The 24,287-nt window shown below is 65.7% G+C and carries 24 protein-coding genes; 9 read left to right on the forward strand and 15 right to left on the reverse strand.

What is annotated here, in order from left to right; translation table 11 throughout:
- The first annotated feature begins 56 nt into the window (after window positions 1-56).
- The gene (gene amaA / locus DU505_RS12050; protein ID WP_114479239.1) at window positions 57-1,337 is read left to right on the forward strand and encodes an L-pipecolate oxidase; all 1,281 of its coding nucleotides are present in this window, start codon (window positions 57-59) and stop codon (window positions 1,335-1,337) included.
- A 42-nt stretch (window positions 1,338-1,379) separates the two neighbouring features.
- Here amaA and DU505_RS12055 read toward each other — a convergent pair whose 3' ends face one another.
- Entirely contained in the window at window positions 1,380-1,862 is a 483-nt protein-coding gene (locus DU505_RS12055) for an Lrp/AsnC ligand binding domain-containing protein (protein WP_114479240.1), read from the reverse strand.
- A 205-nt stretch (window positions 1,863-2,067) separates the two neighbouring features.
- Here DU505_RS12055 and nhaC point away from each other — a divergent pair, with 205 nt between their 5' ends.
- Window positions 2,068-3,612, forward strand: coding sequence for a Na+/H+ antiporter NhaC (gene nhaC / locus DU505_RS12060; protein WP_245947919.1), 1,545 nt, complete (start codon window positions 2,068-2,070; stop codon window positions 3,610-3,612).
- A gap of 164 nt (window positions 3,613-3,776) precedes the next feature.
- Here nhaC and DU505_RS12065 read toward each other — a convergent pair whose 3' ends face one another.
- Window positions 3,777-5,024: an NAD(P)/FAD-dependent oxidoreductase gene (locus DU505_RS12065; RefSeq protein ID WP_114479242.1), complete on the reverse strand. Its 1,248-nt coding sequence runs from the start codon at window positions 5,022-5,024 to the stop codon at window positions 3,777-3,779.
- A 76-nt stretch (window positions 5,025-5,100) separates the two neighbouring features.
- Window positions 5,101-5,886 carry a helix-turn-helix transcriptional regulator gene (locus tag DU505_RS12070; RefSeq protein WP_114479373.1) on the reverse strand — a complete coding sequence of 262 codons (786 nt, stop codon included), beginning with the start codon at window positions 5,884-5,886 and terminating at the stop codon, window positions 5,101-5,103.
- A gap of 112 nt (window positions 5,887-5,998) precedes the next feature.
- Between DU505_RS12070 and DU505_RS12075 the strand changes: the two genes are divergently transcribed.
- Both DU505_RS12075 and DU505_RS12080 read left to right on the forward strand, forming a co-directional pair.
- Window positions 5,999-7,720, forward strand: a complete 1,722-nt coding sequence (locus tag DU505_RS12075) for an FAD-dependent monooxygenase (protein WP_114479243.1) — start codon at window positions 5,999-6,001, stop codon at window positions 7,718-7,720.
- A 2-nt stretch (window positions 7,721-7,722) separates the two neighbouring features.
- Window positions 7,723-7,926 carry a DUF2783 domain-containing protein gene (locus tag DU505_RS12080; protein WP_114479244.1) on the forward strand — a complete coding sequence of 68 codons (204 nt, stop codon included), beginning with the start codon at window positions 7,723-7,725 and terminating at the stop codon, window positions 7,924-7,926.
- Here DU505_RS12080 and DU505_RS12085 read toward each other — a convergent pair.
- Together DU505_RS12085 and DU505_RS12090 are read right to left on the reverse strand one after the other, a co-directional pair.
- Window positions 7,919-8,374 (reverse strand): hypothetical protein, encoded by a 456-nt coding sequence (locus DU505_RS12085; RefSeq protein ID WP_114479245.1) that lies wholly within the window; start codon window positions 8,372-8,374, stop codon window positions 7,919-7,921. The two genes, DU505_RS12080 and DU505_RS12085, sit on opposite strands and share 8 nt — an antisense overlap.
- A gap of 122 nt (window positions 8,375-8,496) precedes the next feature.
- Window positions 8,497-9,921, reverse strand: a complete 1,425-nt coding sequence (locus DU505_RS12090) for an aminotransferase-like domain-containing protein (RefSeq protein ID WP_114479246.1) — start codon at window positions 9,919-9,921, stop codon at window positions 8,497-8,499.
- Between the two features lie 167 nt (window positions 9,922-10,088).
- Between DU505_RS12090 and DU505_RS12095 the strand changes: the two genes are divergently transcribed.
- The gene (locus DU505_RS12095) at window positions 10,089-10,253 is read left to right on the forward strand and encodes a DUF1127 domain-containing protein (RefSeq protein ID WP_114479247.1); all 165 of its coding nucleotides are present in this window, start codon (window positions 10,089-10,091) and stop codon (window positions 10,251-10,253) included.
- A gap of 52 nt (window positions 10,254-10,305) precedes the next feature.
- Here DU505_RS12095 and DU505_RS12100 read toward each other — a convergent pair whose 3' ends face one another.
- From DU505_RS12100 to DU505_RS12135, 8 genes are all read right to left on the reverse strand, one after another.
- Window positions 10,306-11,514 carry an MFS transporter gene (locus DU505_RS12100; protein ID WP_114479248.1) on the reverse strand — a complete coding sequence of 403 codons (1,209 nt, stop codon included), beginning with the start codon at window positions 11,512-11,514 and terminating at the stop codon, window positions 10,306-10,308.
- A 2-nt stretch (window positions 11,515-11,516) separates the two neighbouring features.
- Complete coding sequence (locus tag DU505_RS12105; protein ID WP_114479374.1) at window positions 11,517-12,728, reverse strand: multidrug effflux MFS transporter; 1,212 nt, start codon at window positions 12,726-12,728, stop codon at window positions 11,517-11,519.
- A gap of 134 nt (window positions 12,729-12,862) precedes the next feature.
- Window positions 12,863-13,507 carry a maleylacetoacetate isomerase gene (gene maiA / locus DU505_RS12110; protein WP_114479249.1) on the reverse strand — a complete coding sequence of 215 codons (645 nt, stop codon included), beginning with the start codon at window positions 13,505-13,507 and terminating at the stop codon, window positions 12,863-12,865.
- Between the two features lie 19 nt (window positions 13,508-13,526).
- Entirely contained in the window at window positions 13,527-14,561 is a 1,035-nt protein-coding gene (locus tag DU505_RS12115) for a fumarylacetoacetate hydrolase family protein (RefSeq protein WP_181872811.1), read from the reverse strand.
- A 104-nt stretch (window positions 14,562-14,665) separates the two neighbouring features.
- The gene (gene hmgA / locus DU505_RS12120) at window positions 14,666-15,976 is read right to left on the reverse strand and encodes a homogentisate 1,2-dioxygenase (protein WP_114479250.1); all 1,311 of its coding nucleotides are present in this window, start codon (window positions 15,974-15,976) and stop codon (window positions 14,666-14,668) included.
- Window positions 15,977-16,002: 26 nt separating this feature from the next.
- Window positions 16,003-16,233, reverse strand: coding sequence for a DUF2783 domain-containing protein (locus DU505_RS12125; protein WP_114479251.1), 231 nt, complete (start codon window positions 16,231-16,233; stop codon window positions 16,003-16,005).
- A complete protein-coding gene (locus DU505_RS12130; protein WP_114479252.1) occupies window positions 16,220-17,956 on the reverse strand; it encodes an FAD-dependent oxidoreductase in 1,737 nt (578 codons plus the stop codon). The genes DU505_RS12125 and DU505_RS12130 overlap by 14 nt, the downstream gene beginning before the upstream one ends.
- Window positions 17,957-18,054: 98 nt before the next feature.
- Window positions 18,055-19,023 (reverse strand): MBL fold metallo-hydrolase, encoded by a 969-nt coding sequence (locus tag DU505_RS12135; RefSeq protein ID WP_114479253.1) that lies wholly within the window; start codon window positions 19,021-19,023, stop codon window positions 18,055-18,057.
- A gap of 374 nt (window positions 19,024-19,397) precedes the next feature.
- Here DU505_RS12135 and DU505_RS12140 point away from each other — a divergent pair, with 374 nt between their 5' ends.
- From DU505_RS12140 to DU505_RS12155, 4 genes are read left to right on the forward strand one after another with little or no spacing between them, the layout of a single operon-like run.
- Window positions 19,398-20,453, forward strand: coding sequence for a TRAP transporter substrate-binding protein (locus DU505_RS12140; protein WP_114479254.1), 1,056 nt, complete (start codon window positions 19,398-19,400; stop codon window positions 20,451-20,453).
- 24 nt (window positions 20,454-20,477) lie between these two features.
- Complete coding sequence (locus DU505_RS12145) at window positions 20,478-21,029, forward strand: TRAP transporter small permease (protein WP_114479255.1); 552 nt, start codon at window positions 20,478-20,480, stop codon at window positions 21,027-21,029.
- A complete protein-coding gene (locus DU505_RS12150) occupies window positions 21,026-22,321 on the forward strand; it encodes a TRAP transporter large permease (protein ID WP_114479256.1) in 1,296 nt (431 codons plus the stop codon). Before DU505_RS12145 ends, DU505_RS12150 begins: the two co-directional genes overlap by 4 nt.
- Before the next feature lie 45 nt (window positions 22,322-22,366).
- Window positions 22,367-22,885 (forward strand): MarR family winged helix-turn-helix transcriptional regulator, encoded by a 519-nt coding sequence (locus DU505_RS12155; protein ID WP_245947921.1) that lies wholly within the window; start codon window positions 22,367-22,369, stop codon window positions 22,883-22,885.
- Window positions 22,886-22,894: 9 nt separating this feature from the next.
- Here DU505_RS12155 and DU505_RS12160 read toward each other — a convergent pair whose 3' ends face one another.
- Together DU505_RS12160 and DU505_RS12165 are read right to left on the reverse strand one after the other, a co-directional pair.
- Entirely contained in the window at window positions 22,895-23,419 is a 525-nt protein-coding gene (locus DU505_RS12160; protein ID WP_114479257.1) for an Lcl C-terminal domain-containing protein, read from the reverse strand.
- A complete protein-coding gene (locus DU505_RS12165; protein WP_114479258.1) occupies window positions 23,416-24,255 on the reverse strand; it encodes an IclR family transcriptional regulator in 840 nt (279 codons plus the stop codon). Before DU505_RS12165 ends, DU505_RS12160 begins: the two co-directional genes overlap by 4 nt.
- Between the last annotated feature and the right edge of the window lie 32 nt (window positions 24,256-24,287).

Genomic DNA, 24,287 nt, shown 5'->3' on the forward strand with positions numbered 1-24,287 from the left:
CCTCGGTACCGTGGCCTGCCGAGGCCTTTACCACCAGCCCAAGCATGGGAGGCACCATGAAGGAGCGCTGTCTCTGGCAATCCACGTCGCTGGAACCGCCCTTGAGCCTGGATGCGCTGCAGGGCGACCACAGCGCCGATGTGGTGGTGATCGGCGGTGGCATCACCGGACTCAGCACCGCGCTGCACCTCGCCGAGGGCGGTGTCGACGTGGCCCTGGTCGAGTCGGGAGATATCCCCAGCGGTGGTTCGGGACGCAGCGTCGGCCTGGTCAATGCGGGGCTGTGGATTCCACCGGATGACATCATGGCGGCTCTGGGCGAGGAGGATGGCGAGCGTGCCAACGCCATTCTGGGTGCCGCCCCCGCGGACGTCTTTTCGCTGATCGAGCGGCATGGCATCGACTGCCAGGCAACCCGCACGGGTACGCTGCACCTGGCCCACAATGGCAGGGGGGAGCAGGAGCTGGCGCGTCGCGCGGAACAGTTCCAGCAGCGCGGCGCTCCCGTGGAGCTACTCGAGGCAGACGCCTGCCGGAAGCGCGTGGGTACACGGCGTATTCGCCGGGCACTGCTCGACCGGCGCGCCGGCACCCTGAACCCCACCGCCTATACCCGGGGCCTGGCGCGTGCTGCCAAGGCGGCCGGCGCTCGCCTGCATACCCACAGCGCCGTGGTGGGCGTCGCCAGGGCGGGGGATGACTGGCGGGTGACCACCGACCGCGGCAGCGTCACGGCCTCGCGGCTGGTGCTCGCCACCAACGCCTACACCGAGGACCGCTGGAACGAAGTCCGCCATCACTTCTTTCCCGGCCATTTCTTCCAGGTCGCCTCCCGGCCGCTACCCGCGGCACTCGCCGGCGACATCCTGCCCGAGGGCCAGGGCGCCTGGGATACCCGCATGGTATTGAGCAGCTTGCGCCGCGATCCAGAAGGCCGGTTGATTCTCGGTAGCCTGGGCAAGGGGGAGGGGAAGCCCGCGGCGTTCCTGCGCTGCTGGGCCAACCGCATTCAGCGTTACTATTTTCCCCAGCTGGGGAACGTGGAATGGGAGTGCACCTGGACGGGGCGAATCGCCTTCACGCCCGACCATACGCTGCGTCTCTTCGAACTCGCCCCCGGTGTGCTGGGGGTTTCGGGCTACAACGGACGCGGCATCACCACCGGCACCGTGGTGGGCAAGGGCTTCGCCCGGTACCTGATCTCGGGCGATGACGCCCTGTTACCCCTGCCGATCCGAGCCCCCCAGCCGATACGTGCCCGGTCTCTTAGAAGTTCAGGCTATGAGGGGGGCTTTACGCTCTATCACACGGGGCAGTGCCTGCGGGTATTGTGCTGAACTGAACTGTTCTGAGTTGAACTTGGCCAAATGCGATGCCGCTCAGGGGAGGGGATCGATGGGAACCGGTACCGTCACGTCGTCTTTCACCAGTTCCATCACGACGAAGGAGTGTGTCTGGTGGACGTTCGGCAGTCGTCCGATCTGCTGCACCAGCACGGCACGGTAATGCGAAATATCGTGGGTTCTCACCTTTAGCAGGTAATCGAAGTTCCCCGCCACCATGTAGCAGCCCTGCACTTCGGGAATCAGACGTACGGCCTTGTTGAATCGGTCCAGGGCGTCTTCGCTGGTCTTCTCCATCGTCACCAGTACCACCAGGACGTTGCCCGCCCCGAGCTGTTCCGGGTCCAGGTCGGCACGGTAGCCACGGATGATGCCGTCCTGCTCTAGGCGGCGCACTCGCTGTGCGCAGGGCGTCTTGGTGAGGTTCACACGATGGGCCAGTTCCACGATGGAGAGGCGCCCATGCTCCTGCAACTGGTTCAGGATACGGCGATCGATACGGTCCAGCTTATTAGCCATATTACCTACCATTTCTTGTTATCAAGGACAAAGGTAAACCAATTTAGCGATATTTGGAGCCAATTCCTAGGAAAATTGGCCAACAATGAGCCTGGAAGGTAATCCGGTGAAATAAGAGGAGTGATTTATTTGAGAACAAACTAACCAAGCGATTCCTGTTATCGAACGACAGTCGCTCGATAAATATCAAACCAAGGTAATTGTTATGACAACTCCAAAAACATCCATTCCAAAAAAGCCCATCGAATACCAACGCCCCGGCCTGATGCTGGCGCTTACCCCCGTCGTCCTGACGTTGCTGGTGCTCGGCGTGCAGCTGTTCTACTTCGGCGACTTCACGCCGCACATCCCCTTGGCCATCGGGCTGGCGATCACGGCGCTGGTGGGGGTCAAGCTCGGGTTCCGCTGGAAACAGATCGAAGAGGGCATCTTTCACGTCATCCATGTTTCCCTGCCCTCCGTCTCGGTACTGATCTGCGTCGGCATGATCATCGGCGTGTGGATCGCCAGTGGCACCGTGCCGACCCTGATCTACTACGGCCTGACGCTGCTCTCGCCGGCCATCTTCCTGGCGGCGGCCATGCTGCTCTGTTCGATCGTCTCGCTGGCGCTGGGTACCTCCTGGGGCACGGTGGGTACGGTGGGCCTGGCGCTGATGGGCATCGGTGCGGGTTTCGATATCCCGATGTACTGGACCGCCGGTGCGGTGGTGTCGGGCGCCTTCTTCGGCGACAAGGTCTCGCCGCTCTCGGATACGACGAACCTTGCCCCGGCGGTCACCGGTACAGACGTCTTCTCCCATATCAAGAACATGATGCCGACGACGGTTCCGGCGATGCTGATCGCTTTTGTCATCTACCTGGTGGCGGGCTTTACCATGATCGACGATGCCACTGCCTCCTTCGAGCGGATCGACGCCATCACCGCTGCACTCCAGCAGAACTTCACCATCTCTGCCTGGCTGCTGCTGCCGGCAGTGCTGGTGATTGCGCTCGCGGTCAAGCGCATGCCGCCCATCCCGTCGCTGTTTGCCGGCGTCCTGGCTGGCGCGGTCACCGCCATGATCGTGCAGGGCGTGGGTGTGCATGACGTGCTCACCTATGCCAACAGCGGCTACTCGATCGAGACCGGCGTCGCCGCTATCGACAGCCTGCTCAACCGGGGCGGTATCCAGTCGATGATGTGGACCATCTCGCTGGTGCTCATCGCGCTGGGGTTCGGCGGTGCGCTGGAGAAGACCGGCTGCCTGCAGGCGATCATCAGCGCCATCATGACCAAGGTGAGCACCTTCAAGGGCCTGCAGACCTCGGCGGTGCTGACCTCTGTCTCCACCAACCTGGTCGCCGGCGACCCCTACCTCTCCATCGCCTTGCCCGGTCGCATGTATGCGCCCACCTACCGCGGCATGGGCTATTCAACCCTTAACCTGTCGCGGGCCATCGAGGAGGGTGGGACGCTCATCTCTCCCCTGATTCCCTGGAACGCTGGCGGCGCCTTCGTGATCAGTGCCCTGGCACTGGGTATCGCCGACGGCAATGTCGAGAACCTGCTCTATATCCCGCTGGCCTTCGCCTGCTGGCTGTCGCCGGTGATCGGCCTGATCTATGCGCAGGCCGGCCTGTTCTCACCCAAGGCCACCGAGGAGGAGCGCCAGCTCTGGGAGGAGCAGGGCGAGGCCATCGCCACCGACCTGGGGGCTGCCGGCGAGGCCGTCGACGTCGCTACTGCCACGCCGCGACCCACGAGCTGAAATCACCGCCACGCCATCGGCGGGGCCACGACTCAAGCCCAGCAGGCCATGCCTGCTGGGCTTCTTGTTCTACGAACCGAATTCCACGGGGCCATCGTGCCATCAGGCCTTCAGAACCTGGCCATTGACGAGGCACTCGACGCTGCGGCTGAAGGCGACATCCGTTAGAACCTCGACGCACGGAAAGGCGAGATGTCCTCGGCGCTCCTTCTGCCCTGCAGCAGGTCGGCGATCAGCCGACCCGTAGTGGCACCCAGCGTCAGGCCGAGCTGGCCGTGGCCGAATGCCATGGCCGCATTCGCGAGCTTCGGGGACTTGTCGATGACAGGCTTGGTGTCGGGCAGGAAGGGGCGGAAGCCCGCGCCGAACTCGACATCGGAGGTGTCAAGTGATGGCAGTATCCGCTTTGCCTTCTCCAGGATGATACGGGCTCGCTCGTAGTTGGGCTCGGCATCGTCACCGGCGAACTCGATGGTGCCGCCAATCTGTAGCCCCCGGGTCATGGGCACGAAGAGGAAGCCACCATCGGCATAGACCGTGGCATGCTTCAGTTCGACCCCGCCGTGGCGCACCACGGCCTGATAGCCGCCGATACCTATCAGCGGCACCTTGACGCCCAGCGCATCGAAGAAGCGCTTGCTGCCGTTGCCCGCGGCGACCACCAGCTGGTCCAGCGCAACGGCGCGGCCGCTCTCGAGGCGGATGCCCGTCGCTTTCCCCTGACTCGATTCGATACGCTTGACCGAGTCCTGCAGCCTTGTCCCACCCTGGTCGACGAAACGCTTCGTCAGCGCGGCGATGAAGCCCTTGGTATCACGAACCGTTCGCCAGTCGGAGAGTAGCAGCCCATGGGAAAACTTTCCCGCCAGGGCCGGCTCGAGCTCGCCGATCTCGCCCGCCCCGAGCGACTCCACCTTGAAGCCGAGTTCGCGCCTCAGCGCGATGTAGGCTTGCTCATGTGCCAGGCCCGCAGGCGTATCGAAGACCTCCAGGGTCGGCTGCGAACCGAGCAGCGCCTTGTCCTCGCATTGTGCGAACAGGCTTTCGTAATCCTGGTAGACCTTGCTCGTCAGAGAGGCGAGCTCCTTGGCAATGGTCTCGATTCGAGAGCGGCGGGCGTTGGCCAGGAACCGCATCATCCAGGGCAATAGCGCCGGCACCGCAGTCGGCCTCAGCGCCAAGGGGCCCCTCTGGTCCAGCATCCAGCCCGGGATCTTCTTGAGGATGCCGGGCTTGGACAGGGGCACGACTTCACTGACGGCCATCTGGCCACAGCTCCAATTGGCCGTACTCTCACCCGGTGCTGCAGCATCCACCAGTGTGACGTTGTGGCCTTCCCGTTGGAGATAGAGGGCGCAGCAGACCCCCACGATACCTCCACCAATCACCACAGTGGATGGAGCGACGCTCATCGGATACTCCTTGAGTAGAAGCAGGTGCGCACGATTGTGAACGCTCCTGCCAAGTCATGTATCAAACGGCCGCCAATCAACTCGGCCGACACAGCGCCACCAGCCGCGCCTTGGAAGGCACGCCGAGCTTGGCGTAGGCGCGCTTGCGGTAGGTCTCGGCGGTGGACAGCGCGATATCGAGTTCGGCGGCGGCGGTCTTGAGGGTGTGGCCACGCAGCAGATAGAGGCAGAGCTGGCGTTCCCGCTCGGAGAGCGGGGTCAGCACGGCGGTTTCCTGGGCGCTGGGCCGCTGGGAGAGGGGGCGGGTGCTGCCGTAGTGTCGCCGGATCAGGCTGGCCAGCAGCGGCGCAAGGCCGTCCAGGCAGGCCAGGTCATCCTCGGTGAAGGGGCCCGCCGTCACGCCACAGTAGAGGTTGAGATAGTAGATGCTGTCCTGCCCCGGGATGGTCAAGGAGACCTTGTCGACCAGGTCGGGAAAGGCGAAGAGGTGGCTCTGATAGGTCGGCGACATGGCCTCGGGCTGCATCGTCGTCAGCTCGGTGGCGGTGAGCTTGCCCTCATCGTCGATCAGCTGCCGCAAGCGCTGGTAGTTGGGGTCCTGGCGGAACAGGCCGTCGGCGTAGAGCTGGGCCAGGCGGCCGGCGACCCGGGGCTGGCGCTCGTTGGCGGCCAGCAGGCAGTCGATCTCGTCGCTGCTGTCATAGGCGAAGATCATGCACTGCTCGATACGCACCGCCCGGCGCAGCAGGTCGAGCAGGGCCTCATCGAAGCCTTCGCTGCCCATGGCATCGACGCAGGCGCCCATCGCCGGAACCAGCGATGGCCAGCTGGATGCGTGCCTGTCTTCGCGCCTATCTGCCATGCTGGCCTCGATCATGGTTATCGCCTGTCCCCTCTTTTGCAGGACAGTGCCCCTGTCTGCTTCAGGATAGGCTGTCGTCAGGCTCGATAATAACCCTGACTGGAGAGTGAGCATGCGCCCCGCCGGAAGAGACGAACACGATTCGCTGTACTTCGATTATCCCCGTTTCCCATTCGTGCGTCCTGCCGAGCTGGAGAGGCGCGAGGTTCGTCATCGCGTGGCCATCGTCGGCGCCGGTCCGGTGGGGGTGACCGCCGCCCTGGAGCTGGCACGCCATGGCATCGCCTCGGTGGTGCTCGACGACAAGGACAGTGTCAACGACGGCTCGCGGGCGATCTGCATCTCCCGCCACAGCCTGGAGATCCTCCAGCAACTGGGTGTGGATAAGTGCTTCACCGACAAGGGGCTCGGCTGGACCCGCGGGCGTACCTACTTTCGCGACCGCGAGATCTACCGCTTCGAGATGCCCCACTCCGAGCAGGAGCGCTTCCTGCCCATGGTCAACCTGCAGCAGCAGTACATCGAGCAGTTCCTGATCGACAAGGCGATGGCGTCGTCGCTGATCGAGCTGCGCTGGCAGCAGGCGGTGACCGGGGTGAGCCAGGATGGCAGCGGCGTGAGCCTGGAGGTCGCGACCCCCGAGGGCGACTACCGCCTGCAGAGCGACTACCTGCTGGCCGCCGACGGTGCCCGCAGCGTGGTGCGCAAGGCCTTCGGCCTCCCACTGCACGGCGAGGCCTACGAAGGGCGCTACGTGATCGCCGACGTGCGGCTGAGATCCGATTTCCCCACCGAACGGCGCGCCTTCTTCAGCCCCTCGGTGATGCCCGATTCCACCCTGCTGGTGCACAAGCAGCCCGACGGTATCTGGCGGATCGACTATCAGCTGCTGCCGGATGAGGACCCCGACAAGGCGGTGGAGGAGGCCAGCATCCGTGAGCGGGTCGGCACCATCATTGACATGCTCGGCGAAGGCGATGACTGGGAGCTGGAGTGGTGGAGTCTCTACAAGGCCTACACCCTGGCGCTGGATGACTACCGTCACGGCCGGGTGCTGTTCATCGGCGACAGCGCCCACCTGGTGCCGATCTTCGGTGTGCGCGGGCTCAACAACGGTATCGCCGATGCCGCGAATGCGGCCTGGAAACTGGCCTGGGTATTGAACGGAAGGGCGCCGGATCGGCTGCTCGACAGCTACAGCCCGGAGCGGCGTGGCGCCACCCTGGACGTGTTCGCCAACGCCGGCAAGAGCACCCGCTTCATGACCCCGCCGACCCGTGGCTATCGGCTGATGCGCGATGCCGCCCTGTCGCTGGCGGTGGATAACGACTATGCCAGCGACTTCGCCGATCCCCGCCAGGTCACGCCCTACACCTACGCCGAGAGTCCCCTGACCCTGGCCGATGGCGACGACTTCGCCGCCGGGCCGATCCCCGGGGCTCCGCTGATCAACCGTCGCCTGGGCGAGGATGACTTCTTGCTCGACCATCTTGGCCGGGGCTTCACGCTGCTGCTGTTCAGCGACGATGGTTCTCTGGCGCCGGCGCGGCAGGAGCAAGTGGCCAGCCTGCAAGCCCGGGAGCCTGGCCTCGACGTGCTGATCATCGGCCGTGAGCCGTCACCCCAGGCGCTCGGCAGGGGCCTGGGAGCTAGCCAGGTCGATAATTGGGTGGATAGCCGGGTGAATAGAGAGGGCGGCGTGTTCGAGGCCTATGGCGCCGTCGATGGCACGGCCTACCTGGTACGCCCCGACCGCCATGTGGCGGCGCGCTGGAAAACCCTCGACTCCGCCGACCTCGATGCCGCACTCACGACCGCCCTGGGAGGAGAATGATCATGACCGCACCGACACTGCCTTTTGCCGACCTGGAGCAGGTTTACGAGACGTTGGCGACCACGCTGGATGCCTTGTCCAAGGAGCAGGAACGGCTGTTTCTAGCCCAGCTGGCGCTGGCGCTGGCGCATCGGGTACCCGATGTAGCCCTGGTAAGGGAAGCGATCGAGGAAGCCAGGCGAGGGGTGGCGGTTGCCGCTAGTTAGCGGGGCCGCGGCTATCTGGATCTGCAGCGCGCGCCTCGAGGGCCTTGGCATTGGGGCAGAAACGCCGGCACTCCTCCCGCGGTGCCTGGTAACGCAGGGCCAGCCAGCAGGTACCCACCTTCGAACAGGAATTACAGGTGGTGCGCAAGGCGTGGATGATGGGGTCCTGGTCAAGGTCCTCCCGGGCAAGCCCCAGGGCGCGCATCATCGCCGGCATCAGGGTATCGGTAGGCTGAAAACCCGGGATATCGCCCGCGGCCAGGCTGCGGGCCAGCGCCTGCTCCAGGGAGCGGCTCATCGGTTGTGACAGGTCATGGATCAGGACACTCAGCGTCTTCGGCGCACAGCACTTGAGCTCGAGCAGGGTGCGCTGCCCCTCGAGGTAGTCATTGATGGGCTCCTGGCCGGCTGACGGGGTGTCGTCGGCAGGGTGCTTGGGTGAGCTCATAGTCGCTGTTCTCTGCCGGACCCACTTTCACTATGGTCGACACGATCCATCGCCGCCTTGATCGATATCATGTTCTCGGGCAAGCGGCCGACAGGGTTGGTGGCTCACCCCGAACCCACCACTCAGGCCGGGCTTGGCATCAGTTCGGCTACCGCTTCGCCGACGCGTCTGATGGCTGCCTCGACGGCGGGCGTCATCGCGGCGGCGTAGTTCAGCCGCAGGCAGTGGCGGAACTTGCCCGAGGCCGAGAACAGCGAGCCCGGCGTGATGTGCAGCCCCTCGCCGACCAGGCGCTCCTTCAGGCGCACGCAGTCGATCGAGTCGGGCAGCTCAATCCAGAGCAGAAATCCACCCTGTGGATAGCTGACGCCGGTGCCGGGCGGGAAGTGGCGTGTAACCCAATCGATCATGATATCGCGATGCTGCCTGTACTGGCGGACCATCTCGCGCAGGTGGCGCTCGTAGTGGCCGTGCCGAACGAATTCGGCCACCGCCAGCTGCGGCAGCGTAGCCGAGGCGCCGGTGGAAACGTACTTCATGTGCAGCACCTGGTCGCGGTAGCGCCCCGGGGCCATCCAGCCGACCCGCAGCCCCGGCACCAGCGTCTTGGAGAAGGCACTGCACAGCAGTACCCGGCCATCGTCATCGAAGCTCTTGAGGGTAGGCGGTCTGGGCGTGTCGTAGGAAAGATCGCCGTAGATATCGTCTTCGACAATGGCCACGTCGAAGCGCTGGGCCAGGGCGACCAGGGCGCGCTTGCGTGCCTCGGGCATGGTGTAGCCGAGCGGGTTGTTGCAGGTGGGCGTGATCTGGATGGCCTTGATCGGCCACTGCTCCAGCGCCAGTTCCATCGCCTCCAGGCTGATCCCCGTGCGCGGGTCGGTGGGAATCTCCAGCGCCTTGAGCTTCTGCGCCTTGAGGATCTGCATGGTGCCGTAGAAGCTTGGCGAGTCCACGGCGACCACGTCGCCGGGTTCGGTCAGGGTGCGCAGGGCCAGCGAGAGCGCCTCCTGGCAGCCGGTGGTGACGAGGATATCGTCGGGATGCAACAGGCAGCCCGACTTGTCGGCCAGGCGAGCCACCTGCCGACGCAGCTCGAGGCTGCCCTGCAGGCTGTCGTAGTTGAGCGCGTGGGCCGCCGCGTGCCGATGCAGCGTGGCCAATTGGCGCAGCAGCGGGCGCAGGCTGGCGGCAGTGAGGTCGGGGATGCCGCGCCCCAGCATCACCAGGCGATCCTCCTGGGGAGCGCGTGCCACCAACTCCAGCACCTGATCCCACTGAGAGACGTCCAGCGGGCGCTGGGCGGGACGCGACACCTTCGGCAGCACGTTCGGCGTCGGCCGGGGCTGCACGTAATAGCCCGAGCGGGGGCGCGCCTCGACCAGCCCCAATGCCTCCAGGCGACGGTAGGCCTCTTGCACCGTGGAAATACTCACGCCGAGCTCGCGGCAGAGAAGGCGAACGGAGGGCAGCCGGTCGCCGATGCGATACTGGCCCTGCTCGATGCGCTGGGTCAGGGTCTGGGCGACCTGGTCGTAACGCTTCATGACAGATCCATGGCGTTGGTTTCCTGCTTCGATACAGAAGGCGCGTCAGCGGGCGATACAGAGACAGAATAGTTCTTTCTGTACTGATTAAATAAACATTTCTTGAATCTGTATTGGTATGGTCGAGCGGCCGTAGCCTGTCAGTACGCCTGACAGGAGATGCCCCCATGATTCTCGAACACCTCTTATACCTGCCCGACCGCCTCAGAGCCCAGCGGCAGCGCCATCGTTCTCGTCGCCAGTTGCGACATCTCGACGACCGCCTGCTGGCCGATATCGGGCTTGACCGAACCACGGCCGAGCGTGAAGTGAGCAAACCGTTCTGGCGATGACGCACCGGCATGGCGGGCGGAGCCCGCGCGGGACGAACCCGTCAACGGCGGCCTATGGCAGCGCGGTAGCCGCCGCCTGTTCGCTGTGCCACTGGCGCAGCAGCCAGGCGAAGGCCATGCCCAGCAGCAGCAGCCATACGCCGGCCCCGGCCAGCAGCCACAGGCTATTGGCCAGGCGCAGTATCACCCCGCCCAGGCTGACACCCACCGACTGGCCCAGGAACAGGCAGCCGGCGAACACCGCCATGGCGGTGCCGCGGGTGGCGGGTGCCATCTGGGTGGCGTTGATCTGCAGGGTGCTGTGCATCATGTAGAAGCCCAGCCCGGCGGCAAAGGCCGCGGCCGCGGCCGCTATCGGCTGCTGGGCCAGCGCCAGCCCGACGAAGCCCGCCCCCATCAGCACACCGCCCCCGGCGGCCAGGCCCGGCTCGCCCAGGCGCCTGACCATCGGCCTGGCCAGGGCGGCGAAGATCAGCCCCCCCACCCCGAACAGCGCCACCATCAGCCCGGCACGGGTCAGCGAGACGCCGAGTCGCTCGTAGAGGTGACTGGCGACGAAGGCCAGGGCGCCGAAGGCGGCAATCCCCTCGAGAAACACCAGCACCAGGATGCGACGGGCCCGGGCGATCAACAGGATCTCGCGCAGCCGCGACAGGAAGGCAACCCCACCCTGTTCCGCCTTGGGTGGGGAGAGGCCGGGGCGGCGCTGGAGCATCGTCAGCAGCAGCCCCCCGGCCAGCAGGAAGAGGGTCGTCAGGAGATAGAAGGCGGCCTGCCAGCCTAGCGTATCGGCGAGGAAACCGCCCGCCACCTGGCCGGTGATGAGGCCCATCACCGCGCCAGAGAGCATATGGGCCAGGGTTACCTGGCGGCTCTCATAGGGCACGTTGTCGCCGACCCAGGCCATGGAGAGCGGGATGATCGCGGCGGCGGTGGCGCCGGTCAGGGTGCGAAACACAAGCAGCGTCGATAGCGACCCGGAAAGCGCCGAGCCCAGGGCACCCAGTGCGCAGGCCACCGTGGCCAGGCCGATGACCCGGAGGGTGCCGTGACGGTCGCCCAGCGGGCCATAGCAGAGCTGCATCAGGCCATAGGCGATGGCGAAGAAAGTGATGTTCTGCGCCACGTCGGCCACCGGGCGCTCGAAGGCCTGCGACAGCGCCGGCAGCATGGCATCGGTGACCCGCATCGACGCCATGCTGGCGAAGCCGGCCAGGGCCAGCAGCAGGATGACGAGGCGGGGAGGGGCGGCGTCCCTCATGGCTAGCTCCGTGCCTGGCTGGCGGCGGCCCGGCTTGCCGGTCGCACGATGCCGAGGTACGCCACCAGTGCGAACACCCCGCCGAGGCCGATGGAGATGGCCATGGTGCGGGACGTGCCGTCGTGGAACTGGCCCACCAGCGCGCCGCCAAGCGCCGCGATGGTCATCTGCAGGAAGCCGAACAGCGAGGAGGCCGCCCCCGCGCACTGGGGATTGGGCGCCAGGGCGCCGGACATGCTCTGCGGCATCACGATGCCGAAGCCTACCAGGAACAGGATATGCGGGCCGATGACGGCCCAGGGCGCATAGATGCCGGCCAGTGCCAGCCCCGCCATGATGCAGCCGGCCAGGGCGCAGCACAGCGTGGCCAGCAACAGGAGGCGATCGCGTCCCAGCCGATGGCTGTAGCGGCCGCTGAATATCGTGCCCGAGAAGAAGCCGGCCACGATCAGCGTGAAGCCAATCCCGTACTCGAAGGGTGTCATGCCCATGAACTCAATCAGCACGAAGGAGGAGCCGGAGAGAAAGGCGAACAGGCTGGCGAAGCCACTGGCATTGACCAGCGTATAGCCGATGAAGGCGCGCTGAGTCAGCAGCATGCGGTAGTTGCGAAGGATGGCCCGGGGGCTGATCGATTGCCGATTCGCCGGTGACAGCGGCTCGGGCATCAGCAAGGCGAGCACCAGCAGCATGATGCCGGCATAGAACGTCAGCAGCACGAAGATCGATTGCCAGCCAAAGAACAGCAGAAGCCCGGCCCCGACCACGGGGGCCAGGGCCGGGGCGAGGGCCATGGTGCTGGCCATGTAGGAGAGCACCCGTCCGGCCTCGATGGGGCCGTAGATATCGCGCACGGCGGCGCGGCCCAAGACCGGGCCGGCGGCACCGCCCAGCGCCTGCAGGAAGCGCCCGGCCAGCAGCCACTCGATGCTGGGGGCGACGGCGCAGAGCACGCTGGCCAGCAGGAACAGGCTGAAACCGGCGACCATGACCGGCTTGCGTCCGAACCGGTCGGAAATGGGCCCGCAGAAGATCTGGGCCACGGCAAAGCCGGCCATGTAGAGGCTCAGTGTCAACTGTATCTGGTCGGGGCCGGTGTCGAGCGCCTCGGCCATGGCCGGCATGGCGGGCAGATACATGTCGGTCGCCAGCGGGCCCAGCGCGGTCAGGGCCGCCAGGGTCACCACCGTGGCGGGGGATGTCAGCCTCAGCACATTGACCTCTTCTCGAAGGGCGCCTCGGGGGGCGAACAACGACCAGCGGGCGCCTCTCCTACCGGCTTACGCTTTCGGAGAGATGCCCGCTGGTCGTTAGCCTGCTTAGTATAGCCTAAAAGCCGTGGCGTTTCTCAGTTGGCATCCGGCTGCTCCTCCGGGGACGCCTGGTGGAAGGCATCGAGTGCCCGGCAGTTGGCGACGATGCGCTGGATCCGTGGATAGGCGGAGAGGTCGCACTCGAAGCGCTCGGCGTTGAACACCTGGGGCACCAGGCAGACGTCGGCGAGCGTCGGGGTGTCGCCGTGGCAGAAGTTGCCGCTGCCCGCCTCCCGGGAGAGCATCGCCTCCAGGGCGTCGAAGCCACCGGTCACCCAGTGGCGATACCAGGCCAGCTTGGCCTCGTCGTCCAGTTTGAGTTCTTGGACCAGATACTTTAGCACCCGCAGATTGTTGAGCGGGTGGATCTCGCAGGCCACCAGCTGGGCCAGGGCGCGCACCCGGGCCCGCTCTGCCGGCTCGAGCGGCAGCAGCGCAGGGCTGGGGTGGAGCTCGTCCAGGTACTCGCAGATCGCCAGCGACTGGGTCAGGGTGGTGCCGTCGTCGGTAACCAGCGCCGGCACCAGCCCCTGGGGGTTATGGGCGCGGAAGGTCTCGCTGCGCTGTTCGCCCTTCACCAGGTTGACCGGTACCTGCTCAAAGGTCAGGCCCTTGAGGTTGAGTACGATGCGCACCCGGTAGGCCGCCGACGAGCGGAAATAGCCGTATAGCGTGGTCATGGTTGCCTCTCCCTGCCATTTACTTGGGCTGGTACTTGACCACCTGCTGATCGATGGCGCCGAAGATGCTCTTGCCCTCGCGGTCGAACATCTCGATGCGCACTCGGTCGCCGAAGCGCATGAAGGAGGTCTTGGCCTGGCCGTGCAGGATCTGCTCGACCATGCGTACCTCGGCCAGGCAGCTGTAGCCCACGCCGCCATCGGCGATCGGCTTTCCGGGGCCGCCGTCGGGGTCGGGGTTGGAGACGGTGCCTGAGCCGACCACCGCGCCGGCGCCCAGGTAGCGGGTCTTGGCCGCATGGGCGACCAGCTGCGGGAAGCTGAAGATCATGTCGGGACCGGCTTCCGGTTCGCCGAACTTCTCGCCGTTGAAGTGCACGGTCAGCGGCAGGTGCACCTTGCCGTCCTGCCATGCGTCGCCGAGTTCGTCCGGGGTCACCGCGATGGGCGAGAAACTCGAGGCCGGCTTGGCCTGGAAGAAGCCGAAGCCCTTGGCCAGCTCGCCGGGAATCAGGCCGCGCAGGCTGACGTCGTTGACCAGCATCACCAGCTTGATGTGCCCGGCGGCCTGCTCGGGGGTTACCGCCATGGGCACGTCGTCGGTGATCACCGCGATCTCGCCCTCGAAGTCGATGCCGTGCTCCTCGCTCACGGCTTCGATGTCTTCTGTCGGGGCCAGGAAGCGGTCGCCGCCGCCCTGGTACATCAGCGGGTCGGTCCAGAAGGTCTCGGGCATCTCGGCGTTGCGCGCCTGGCGTACCAGCTTGACGTGGTTCAGGTAGGCGGAGCCGTCGGCCCAGTGGTAGCTGCGCGGCAGCGGCGAGTGCAGCTGGCTCTGGTCAAGCGCAAAGGCGCCCTCGGCCTGGCCATCGTTGAGCTGGGCATAGCGCTGCTCCAGCTTGGGTGCGAGGCTGTCCCAGCTCTCCACCGCCTGCTGCAGGGTGGCGGCAATGTCGCTGACACGCACGGCGCGGGTCAGGTCGCGGGAGACCAGGATCAGTTCGCCGTCGCGGCCATGCTCTTTTGTTTCCAGCTTCAGAGTTGCGAGTTTCATCGTCGTTGGGTCCTTTCGTCAGAGGCGAGGCCCTGTGGGCCTCGTCCGTTCATTCGTCTTGTCGCTCAGGGCGTTTTTATCGCGCTCAGGGCTGTCTATTCCGCTCAAGGCTGTTCCGGATCGAAGTGCGAACGCAGGGTCGACCAGACATCGACGTAGTCGCGCTGGCGGATCTCGGCGTCCAGCGCCGCCTCGGTCGGATGGTAGACGTAGCGGCTCTCGAACATGAAGGCCAGGGTCGCATCCAGGCGCTGCGGTGTCAGCTCGGCGTTCGATGCCTTCTCGAAGGTATCGGCGTCGGGTCCGTGGGGCGACATGCAGTTGTGCAGGCTGGCGCCGCCGGGCAGGAAGCCCTCGGCCTTGGCGTCGTACTCGCCGTGGATCAGGCCCATGAACTCGCTCATCAGGTTGCGATGGAAGTAGGGCGGGCGGAAGGTGTTCTCGGCCACCATCCAGCGCGGCGGGAAGATCACGAAGTCCAGGTTGGCCATCCCCGGGGTGTCGGAGGCCGAGGTCAGCACGGTGAAGATCGACGGGTCCGGGTGGTCGAAGCTCACCGTGTTGATGGTGTTGAAGTGGGCCAGGTCGTACTTGTAGGGCGCGTAGTTGCCGTGCCAGGCCACCACGTCCAGCGGCGAGTGGTCGAGCCGGGTCACCCAGAAACGACCGGAGAACTTGGCCACCAGCTCGTATTCGCCGGTGAGGTCCTCGTAGCTCGCTACGGGGCTCTGGAAGTCGCGGGGGTTGGCCAGGCCGTTGGCGCCGATGGGGCCGAGGCCGGGCAGTTCCAGCGGGCTGCCGTAGTTCTCGCAGATGTAGCCGCGGGCGGCGTCTGAGCCTTCCGCCAGGCGTACCTGGAACTTGATGCCGCGGGGAATCACCGCGATCTCGCCGCCCTTGACCTGAAGCTCGCCCAGCTCGGTGCGCAGGCGCAGGGTGCCCAGCTGCGGCACGATCAACAGCTCGCCGTCGGCGTTGTAGAAAAAGCGCTCGGTCATGTCCCGGTTGAAGGCGTAGACGTGCACGCCGCAGCCGGACTGGGCACCAGCGTCGCCGTTGACCGCCACCGTCAGCAGGCCATCGACGAAGTCGGTGGGCTCGGCGGGAATCGGCAGCGGGTCCCAGCGCATCTGGTTGGGGTCGGCGGCGGGCTTGGCCAGCGGCGAGGTTGCCACGCCTTCCACGGCGAACGGGCGGTAGGCGCTCTGCACTACCGAGGGGCGGATGCGATAGAGCCAACTGCGCAGGTTCTGGTGGCGCGGGGCGGTGAAGGCCGAGCCGGTGTACTGCTCGGCGTAGAGCCCATAGGCACAGCGCTGGGGCGAGTTCTGGCCTATGGGCAGGGCGCCGGGCAGCGCCTCGGTGGAGAAGTGGTTGCGAAAGCCGCTCTGGTACTCAAGCGTCTCGGTCGTCATGGGGCGTATCCTCGTCATCCGTGCTGTTATTGTTGCCGGGCTTCGGTCTCGGTGGCTCGGGGCTCGGCGGCCTGGGTGGCGATCTCCAGCGCCTCTTCGAGCACCTGCTGGTCGCCGATATGGTTGGCCAGCAGCAGGATCAGCCGGGCATTGATGCGTTCGCTCTGCGCCTCGTCGCGTTCACGGTGCGCTTCGGTCAGCGCGGCGTAGAAGGCGTCCGGGTCGGTGAAGTTGGGGTTGAGTTCAAGCCGTGGCATGGCGGCCTCCCTGATGGTCGGGGCGATCTTCGGAAACGGCGGCAAGGTTGGCGCCCAGGGCACGGTCCATCGCTGCGCCCACCGCCCTGGCCGAGACCTCGGGCCAGCGGGCGGTCACGTGCTGGTCGGGCCGCAGCAGGTAGCCGGCGCCGGCCGTGAGGCCATAGCGCTCCCCGATCAGGTTCTCGGCGTCCTCGATCACCACGCTGCGGGGCAGCTCGGAGAGGGCGTGAGGCGTGGGTCCGACGATGACCAGGTCGAGGTCGTCGCGCTCATCCAGCAGCGACTGCAGTTCGGTCTTCAGGCTCTCGGCTCGGGCGCTGTCGACGCGGCCATCGAGCAGCAGCACGAAGCGGTTGCCCAGCTGATTGAGCAGCCAGGCGCTCTGCCCGGCGAGCCGAATCGGCGCATCCTTGGCCGGGCTGCCGGGGCGCAGCTCGAGCGGGAAGCCCTCGGCGCCGGTGTCGTTGAGCGGCGAGCCGTCATAGCGGCAGGGCACCGACAGCCGGCCGCTGTTCACCAGGCTGCGGGCGAAGGGGTAGTGTTCGGCCAGCTCCAGGGTGGTGTCGCGGAACACGCGGCTGATGCGGCTCTTGGGCGTGATGAAATCGGTAGCGCGGGTCGAGTTGAGGATGTTCTCGGCGGCACCGTGCTGGCGCTCGTCGTTGTAGGTGGCGAGCAGCGCCTCGGGGGCCTGGCCCCTGAGCACCCGGGCCAGTTTCCAGGCCAGGTTCTCGGTGCTCTGCAGCGCACCGTTGGCGCCACGGGCGCCGAAGGGGGAGACCTGGTGGGCGGCGTCGCCCATGAAGAACACCCGGTTGTGGATATAGTCGTCCATCTTGCGGCAGCGGAAGGTGTAGACGCTGGCCCACTCCAGCTCGAACTCCACGTCCTCGCCGAGCATCGCCTGCACGCGGGGGCGGATGTTCTCCTCCTTCTTCTCTTCTTCCGGGTCGGCGTCCCAGCCCAGCTGGAAGTCGATGCGCCAGACGTTGTCCGGCTGCTTGTGCAGCAGCACCGACTGGTTGGGATGGAAGGGCGGGTCGAACCAGAACCAGCGCTCGGTGGGGAAGTCCGCCTTCATGATCACGTCGGCAATCAGGAAGTGGTCCTGGAATATCTGGCCGCGGCTCTCCAGGCCCAGCATGTCGCGGATCTTGCTGTTGGCGCCGTCGGCCACCAGCAGGTAGTCGCAGGAGAGGCGGTAGTCGCCGTCCTCGGTGCTGACCACGATTTCGCTGCGCTCGGGCCGGCTGTCGACCTCGATGACCTTGTGCTTCCAGCGCAGTTCGATGAGGTCGGAGAGTTCGTCTGCCCGGTCGACCAGGTACTCTTCGAAGTAGTACTGCTGCAGGTTGATGAAGGCCGGCATGCGGTGGCCCTCTTCCGGCAGCAGGTTGAAGTCGTAGACCTCACGCTCCTGGAAGAACACGCGACCGCGCTGCCAGGTCACGCCCTTGTCGATCATCGGCTGGCCGCAGCCCAGGCGATCGAGGATCTCCAGGGTGCGCTTGGCGAAGCAGATCGCCCGGGAGCCGACGCTGACGGTGTTGTTGTCGTCCAGCACAACGCTGGCGATGCCCTGTTGGGCCAGGTCGATGGCCATGCCCAGGCCGGTGGGACCGGCGCCGACGATCACCACCGGGCAGTGGCGCACGTCGTCGCGGTCCAGCTCCGGCGCACGATGGTATGGATAGACGGGATTATTGTAGGTACTTGGCATGTTTCCTCCGACCGCGGTTGCTTCGGGGACAGGCCGCCGCGGTGCGCTGCGGCCTGTCCCCGGCGCCGCTCGCCAGGCATTTTTTTGATAACGGCTCGTTACTGGTTCTCGACGGCTTCCTGCAGCGAGTGCCACATGGCGGTGTCACGCTCGGCGGTCCAGATGCGCGGATCCGGGTACTCGCCGCCCGCCTCGTCGTAGCAGCGGGTGATGTCGAAGGGCACGCAGTGATCGAAGATCACCCAGTGGCCGTACTTCGGCTTGAGCAGGGCGTAGGTCTCGGCATAGCACTCGGAGAGGGACTTGCCGGCGGCCTTGCCCGCCTTGACGCTTTCGTACATGTCGGCGAGGAAGTCGCGGGTGCCCTGGATCGCTTCCTGGCACTGCTCCGGGGTCTGCAGCGCCTCGCCGCGGCCCGGCACCAGTTTCTGGGGGGCCATGGCCTGCAGGCGGTCCAGGGTGGCGGGCCAGTATTCGTGATAGGCGTCGCCGGTGTAGGGGGTGGCGCCGAACTCGACCAGGTCGCCGGAGAACATCACCTTCTCCTCGGGGAGCCAGACGATGGTGTCGCCCTTGGTGTGGCCGCGGCCCAGGTGAATGATGCGCACCTCGCGCTTGCCCATGTACACCGTCAGTTCCTGCTGGAAGACGATGTTCGGCCAGGTCAGGCCGGGCACGGAGTCGACGCCCTTGAACAGGCGTGGGAAGCGGCCGACCTCGGACTCGTAGTCCTGCTGGCCGCGCTCCACGATCAGGTCATAGGTGTGCTGGCTGGCGTAGATGTTCTCGGCGTCATAGGCGGAGGCACCCAGCACGCGCACGGCGTGGTAGTGCGTCAGTACCACGTGCTTGATCGGCAGGTCGGTGACCTCGCGGATCCGGCGAATCACGTCCTGGGCCATGATCGGGGTGGCCTGGGTGTCGATCACCATCACGCTGTCGTCGCCGATCACGATGCCGGTGTTGGGGTCACCCTCGGCGGTGTAGGCATAGAGGCCTTCGGCCAGTTTGTCGAAGCTGATCTGCTTCTCTTCGGTATCGGCGTGCGAGGCGAATTTCTTGCTCATGGATCCTCTCCAATGTCTCGTCGGGGCGTCTGGCCAGGCGATCGGTGACAGCCGGTCTCGACCCGATTCAGGTGTGTCAGGGTGGATCGAGCATAGTTGCTCTTGAAACTATATGTCCAGCTCTCCTGCCATTGGTTTCACGCGGCGCTGCCGAAAGAATGGTAAAAAATTGCCTAAGATCATGGATTTCTTTGGTTTTTAATACCTAAGTCTAATACGAAATTTCGTCAAATTAGTTGCGGGGGAGAGTAACTGCGGTCATGGTGACAGCGGAGAATACGAAGACTGAAAGCTCTTGGCCGATGGTTTCGAGAGCCCAGTCGACAAGACCGTAATTCGGCGCATGTCGCCCCGTGACGACGTAGGAGCACAACATGAACAAGACAACTCGCCTGATGGCTGGCGCCCTGGCGGCGCTCGGCTTGGGCCTCGGCACCCCGGCACTGGCCCAGACCACCATTACCGTGAGCACCTGGGGTGGCCCCAACCATGGTGTCAATACCATCGTCTGGCCGAGCTGGAAGGCATGGATCGAAGAGGCCACCGAAGGTCGCGTGACCGTGGACGTCGTGCACGACATGGGCCCCCCGGCGGCACAGATGGAGATCGTTGCCGACGGCATCGCCGATGCCAGCTGGATCTTCCATGCCCACATGGCGGGTCGCTTCCTGGCCACGCAGCTGCCGGAATTCCCCACCTTCGAGGAGTTCTCCTCCGAGGATGCCGCCGCTGCCTACTGGCATACCCATCAGGAGCACCTGGCCCAGGCCAACGAGCACCGCGGCATCGACGTGATGGCCATGGGCGTACATGGCCCCGGTCAGATATTCACCCGCGACCAGGTCGACAACCTGGACGGACTGGCCGGCAAGCGCCTGCGTGTCGGCGGTGGTGTGATGAGCGGCCTGGCGGATGCCATGGGCGTGACCGGCGTGGCGCTGCCGCCCACCGGCGTCTATGAGGCGGCTTCCCAGGGTGTGGTCGACGGCGCCATGCTGACGCTGGAGAGCCTGCGCAGCTTCCGCGTGGCCGAGGTGGCACCGCACACCCTCACCGTGGACGGCGGTTTCTACCGCGGCAGCTTCGCCATCGTGATGAACCCGATGGTCTGGGACCAGATCTCCGACGAGGATCGCGAGGCGATCGAGCGCGTTTCCGGCGAGCACCTGTCACGCCTGTTCGGTTACATGATGGATGTCTCCGACGAGAGCGGCGTCGAGTTCGGCAAGGAGCACGGTGCCACCTTTACCCAGGTGCCCGAGAAAGATGTCGAAATGCTGCGCAGCGTGACCGAGGAGCTCATCGCCGACTGGTCCACCGCCGTGGAAGAGCGCGGTGTCGACGCCGATGCCGCACTCGCGCACTTCCGCGAACAGCTTGCCCTGGCCGCCGAGAGCGAAGGCATCGCCGACCGCGTCGTGCGCCAGTAACGTCCCGGCTAGCGGAGACCAATCATGCCGACTTCGTCGACACCCTGGTTACGGGTCGGCCGTGTCATGCAGCTGGGACTGGAGGGGGTGGCGGGTGCCACCCTCTTCGCCATGATGTTGCTGACCACGGCGGACGTGACCGGTCGCTACTTCTTCAATTCGCCAATACTCGGCACCGTCGAGCTGACCCAGCTGATGCTGGCGGCGGTGGTGTTCCTGTCGCTGCCGGTGGTGTGCTGGCGCGAGGAGCACGTCAGCGTCGACCTGCTCGACGCCATCTTTCCGCCCCGCCTGATCTGGATCCGCCAGGTGATCGTCAACCTGATCGTCACCGGCGCGCTGTGGGTGATGGCCCGCCGGGTCTGGGCGCTGGGTGAGCGCGCCATGGAGTGGGGGGACGTGACCGAGTTCCTGCGCATTCCCAACGGTTACCTGATCTATCTGATTTCCATCATGCTGGCGGCGTCGGCGCTGCTGACGCTGCTGCGTGGCGTGCTCTACTTCCTCGAGGGCATTCGGGTGATCGAGCGCGGTGGTCCGCTCAGTCCTGAGAAAGGCAAGGGAGGCGATACATGATTGAAGCACTCTACGGGTTCGCCGCCCTGCTGCTGCTGGCGTTCCTGCGCGTGCCACTGGCCTTTGCCATGGGCATCGTCGGCTTCGCTGGCTTCTACTACCTGACCGGCAACTGGGGCGCCGCCGAGGCCATGGCCGCGCGTCGGGTGGTGGATACCGCCATGGACTACGGCCTGTCGGTGATCCCGCTGTTCATCCTGATGGGCAACTTCGTCTCCCATGCGGGGATGTCGGATGCGCTGTTCCGCGCGTCCAACGGCTTTCTCGGCCACCGCAAGGGGGGCCAGGCCATGGCCACCATCGTCGCCTGCGGCGGCTTCAGCGCCATCTGCGGCTCGAGCCTCGCCACCTGCGCCACCATGGGGCGCGTGGCGATGCCCCAGATGCGCAAGTACGGCTACAAGGACTCCCTGGCCGCGGCCTCGATTGCCGCCGGCGGCACCCTGGGCATCCTGATCCCGCCCAGCGTGATGCTGGTAATCTACGGCATCCTCACCGAGACCAGTATCCGTGAGCTGTTCGCCGCCGGTTTCATACCCGGCATCCTGGGCATCTTCCTCTACCTGGGGTCGGTGAAGTGGGTCATGTGGCGCGACCCGGATGCCGGCCCCGCCGGCGAGAAGGTGCCCTGGCCCGAGCGCATGGCGGCATTGAAGAGCGTCGGCAGCACCCTGACGCTGTTCGTGCTGGTGATCGGTGGCATCTACCTGGGGGTGTTCACGCCCACCGAGGCGGCGGGCATCGGCGCCATGGGGGCCTTCCTGATTGCCCTGTGGCGGCGAGCGCTCACCCCCCAGGTGCTGATGAACGTGCTGATGGACACCGTGCGCACCACGGGCATGCTATTCGCGGTGATCCTCACCGCGCTGATTTTCGCCAACTTCATCAACCGTGCCGGGCTGCCTAGCGACCTGCTGGCCTTCGTCAACGCACTGGATATCGCGCCCTTCCTGGTAATCCTGGTGATACTCGCCATCTATATCCTGCTGGGCTGCGTGTTCGAAAGCATGTCGATGCTGCTGCTCACCGTGCCGGTCTTCTTCCCGGTGGTGGCAGGCCTGGGCTACGACCTGGTGTGGTTCGGCATCCTGGTGGTGATCGTGATCGAGATCAGCCTGATCACGCCACCGGTGGGGATGAACGTCTTCGTGCTGCGGGCGGTGCTGCCGGACGTGAGTACGGGCACCATCTTTCGCGGCGTGACGCCGTTCTGGGTGGCCGGCATGGTCCGCGCGTTGCTGGTGCTGCTGTTCCCGGCTATTGTGCTGTTCCTGCCGCAACTGCTCTATTGATTTCTCTATTGATTCCAGACCGGGCGTGGGATGAGGAGGGCCGCGATGAACATGGAAGACACCCAAGCCGATAACGCCGGGGATAGCACTGTCAGTGACAATGGGCCGTCGACGAAACCGGAGCTGGATCTCAACCAGTTCCTGCCCTATCGACTCAACAGCCTGGCCGACCGTATCAGCCAGGCCCTGGCGCAGCTCTACGAGGAGCGCTATCAGCTCAATATCGCCCAGTGGCGGGTGCTGGCCTGGCTCAGCCACTGCGACGAGCTGACGGCGAAGAAGGTGTGCGCCTACACCAACATGGACAAGGCCCGTGTCTCCAGGGCGATCCAGGCCCTGGAGGACCGGGGGCTGATCAGCCGCACGCCGTCGCCGAGGGATCAGCGCCTGCACGATCTCCATCTCACCCCGGCGGGCCAGGCGCTGCTGGCTGAGCTGATTCCCGCGGCCCAGGCCTGGGAGGCGGAGCTGGTTGCGACCCTCACCGCTGGCGAGTATCGCGACCTGCTCAACGTGATGCGCAAGCTCGAGCGTCAGCTGGAGCGGATCGGCGATAAGGGCTAGCGGTCGTGGCTATGGCGCGACGCAGAAGGGGGCAGCTTTCTCCAGTGACATTACCGGGCGCAGGTAGAACTGCCCGCCCATGTTGCAGCGCGTACGCCCCTCGCCGCTGAAGTCGACGAAACAGTCCTGCTGGGAGTGGCCGCCTGCACTGACCTCGTTCCAGTACCAGCCCACCGGCGTGTCCGGAAAGGCGTCGAGATCGATAGCCATGGGCGTCTGCCCCTGGCGCTCTTCCGGAGGCTGTATCAGGCCACTCAGCTCATGAAAGCGGGGCATTCGCCACGGACAGTCGGGGGTTGCCTCCTGCCGGACGCGCCGCTGCGCCGCGCTCCAGTCGAATCGCTCAGCTTCCCCCAGGCAGCGGCCATCGTGGTAGCGCTGTCCCAGGCTGCATCGCATCCAGGCGAGCTGCTGGCGCGTGTCCTTTACCATGCCATCGTGATCGGTCTCATACCTGGACTCTCCGCTGCCCATGGCAGGACCACCCCATGACAGGAGTAGCCCCGCCACCAGGGCCCGGCAGTGCAGGTTCATGCCTCGGCAGCCGCTTCGGTGGGGATGCGCCCGCCCAGGCGGGCGGTAATCTCCGCGGCGGTTTCGCGAACCAGCTCGCCGAGCTCCACCAGGCGGGATTCCGGAATGCGGGCCACCGGTCCGGAGACTGAAATGGCTGCCAGCGGCGTGCCATGCTCATTGTGTACGCAGGCTGCCACGCAGTGCAGGCCGATAGCATGCTCCTCACGGTCGCAGGCGTAGCCCTGCCGGCGTATCTCGGCGAGGCCGGCCCGCAGGGACTGGGGTGAGTGCAGGGTATTCTCGGTTACCCGGGACAGGCCACGCTCGGCCAGCACGCGCTCGAACTCGTCATCGGGGAGCCAGGCCATCAGCGCCTTGCCGACGCCCGAGGCGTGCAGCGGGGCGCGGGAGCCGAGGCGAGTGATCATGCGCATCATCTGCGGCGATTCACTCTGGGCCAGGAAGACGGCCGTGGCGCCATCGCGAATGCCCAGGTTGGCGGTCTCGCCGGTCTGGGCGGTCAGGCGACGCAGGAAGGGCCTGCTGGTGGCCACGAAGTCCCGGGCTTCCAGGAAGCTGTTGCCGATGCGGAAGGTCTTGACGTCGATCTTCCACACGCCAAGCTCGTTATCCTGGGTGATGAAGCCCTGTCCCTGCAGGGCCTGGAGCAGTCGGTGGGTGGTGGAGGGCGCCAGGTCGACCATCTCGGCCAGTTCGGATAGCGCCAGGCCACCCGGTGTTGCCGCCAGCCGCTCGAGCAGGTTGAGCCCGCGCACCAGCGATTGGCTGTGGCCGCTCGTACTCTTGCCGGGGCCTGGCGGCCGTCCCGCCGTTCTGCGTTTGACTTCACTCACCTGCGTTGTCTCCAAATTCTGGGTGGGCCGCT

The organism is Billgrantia montanilacus, assembly GCF_003336675.1.
Lineage (GTDB): Bacteria > Pseudomonadota > Gammaproteobacteria > Pseudomonadales > Halomonadaceae > Halomonas > Halomonas montanilacus.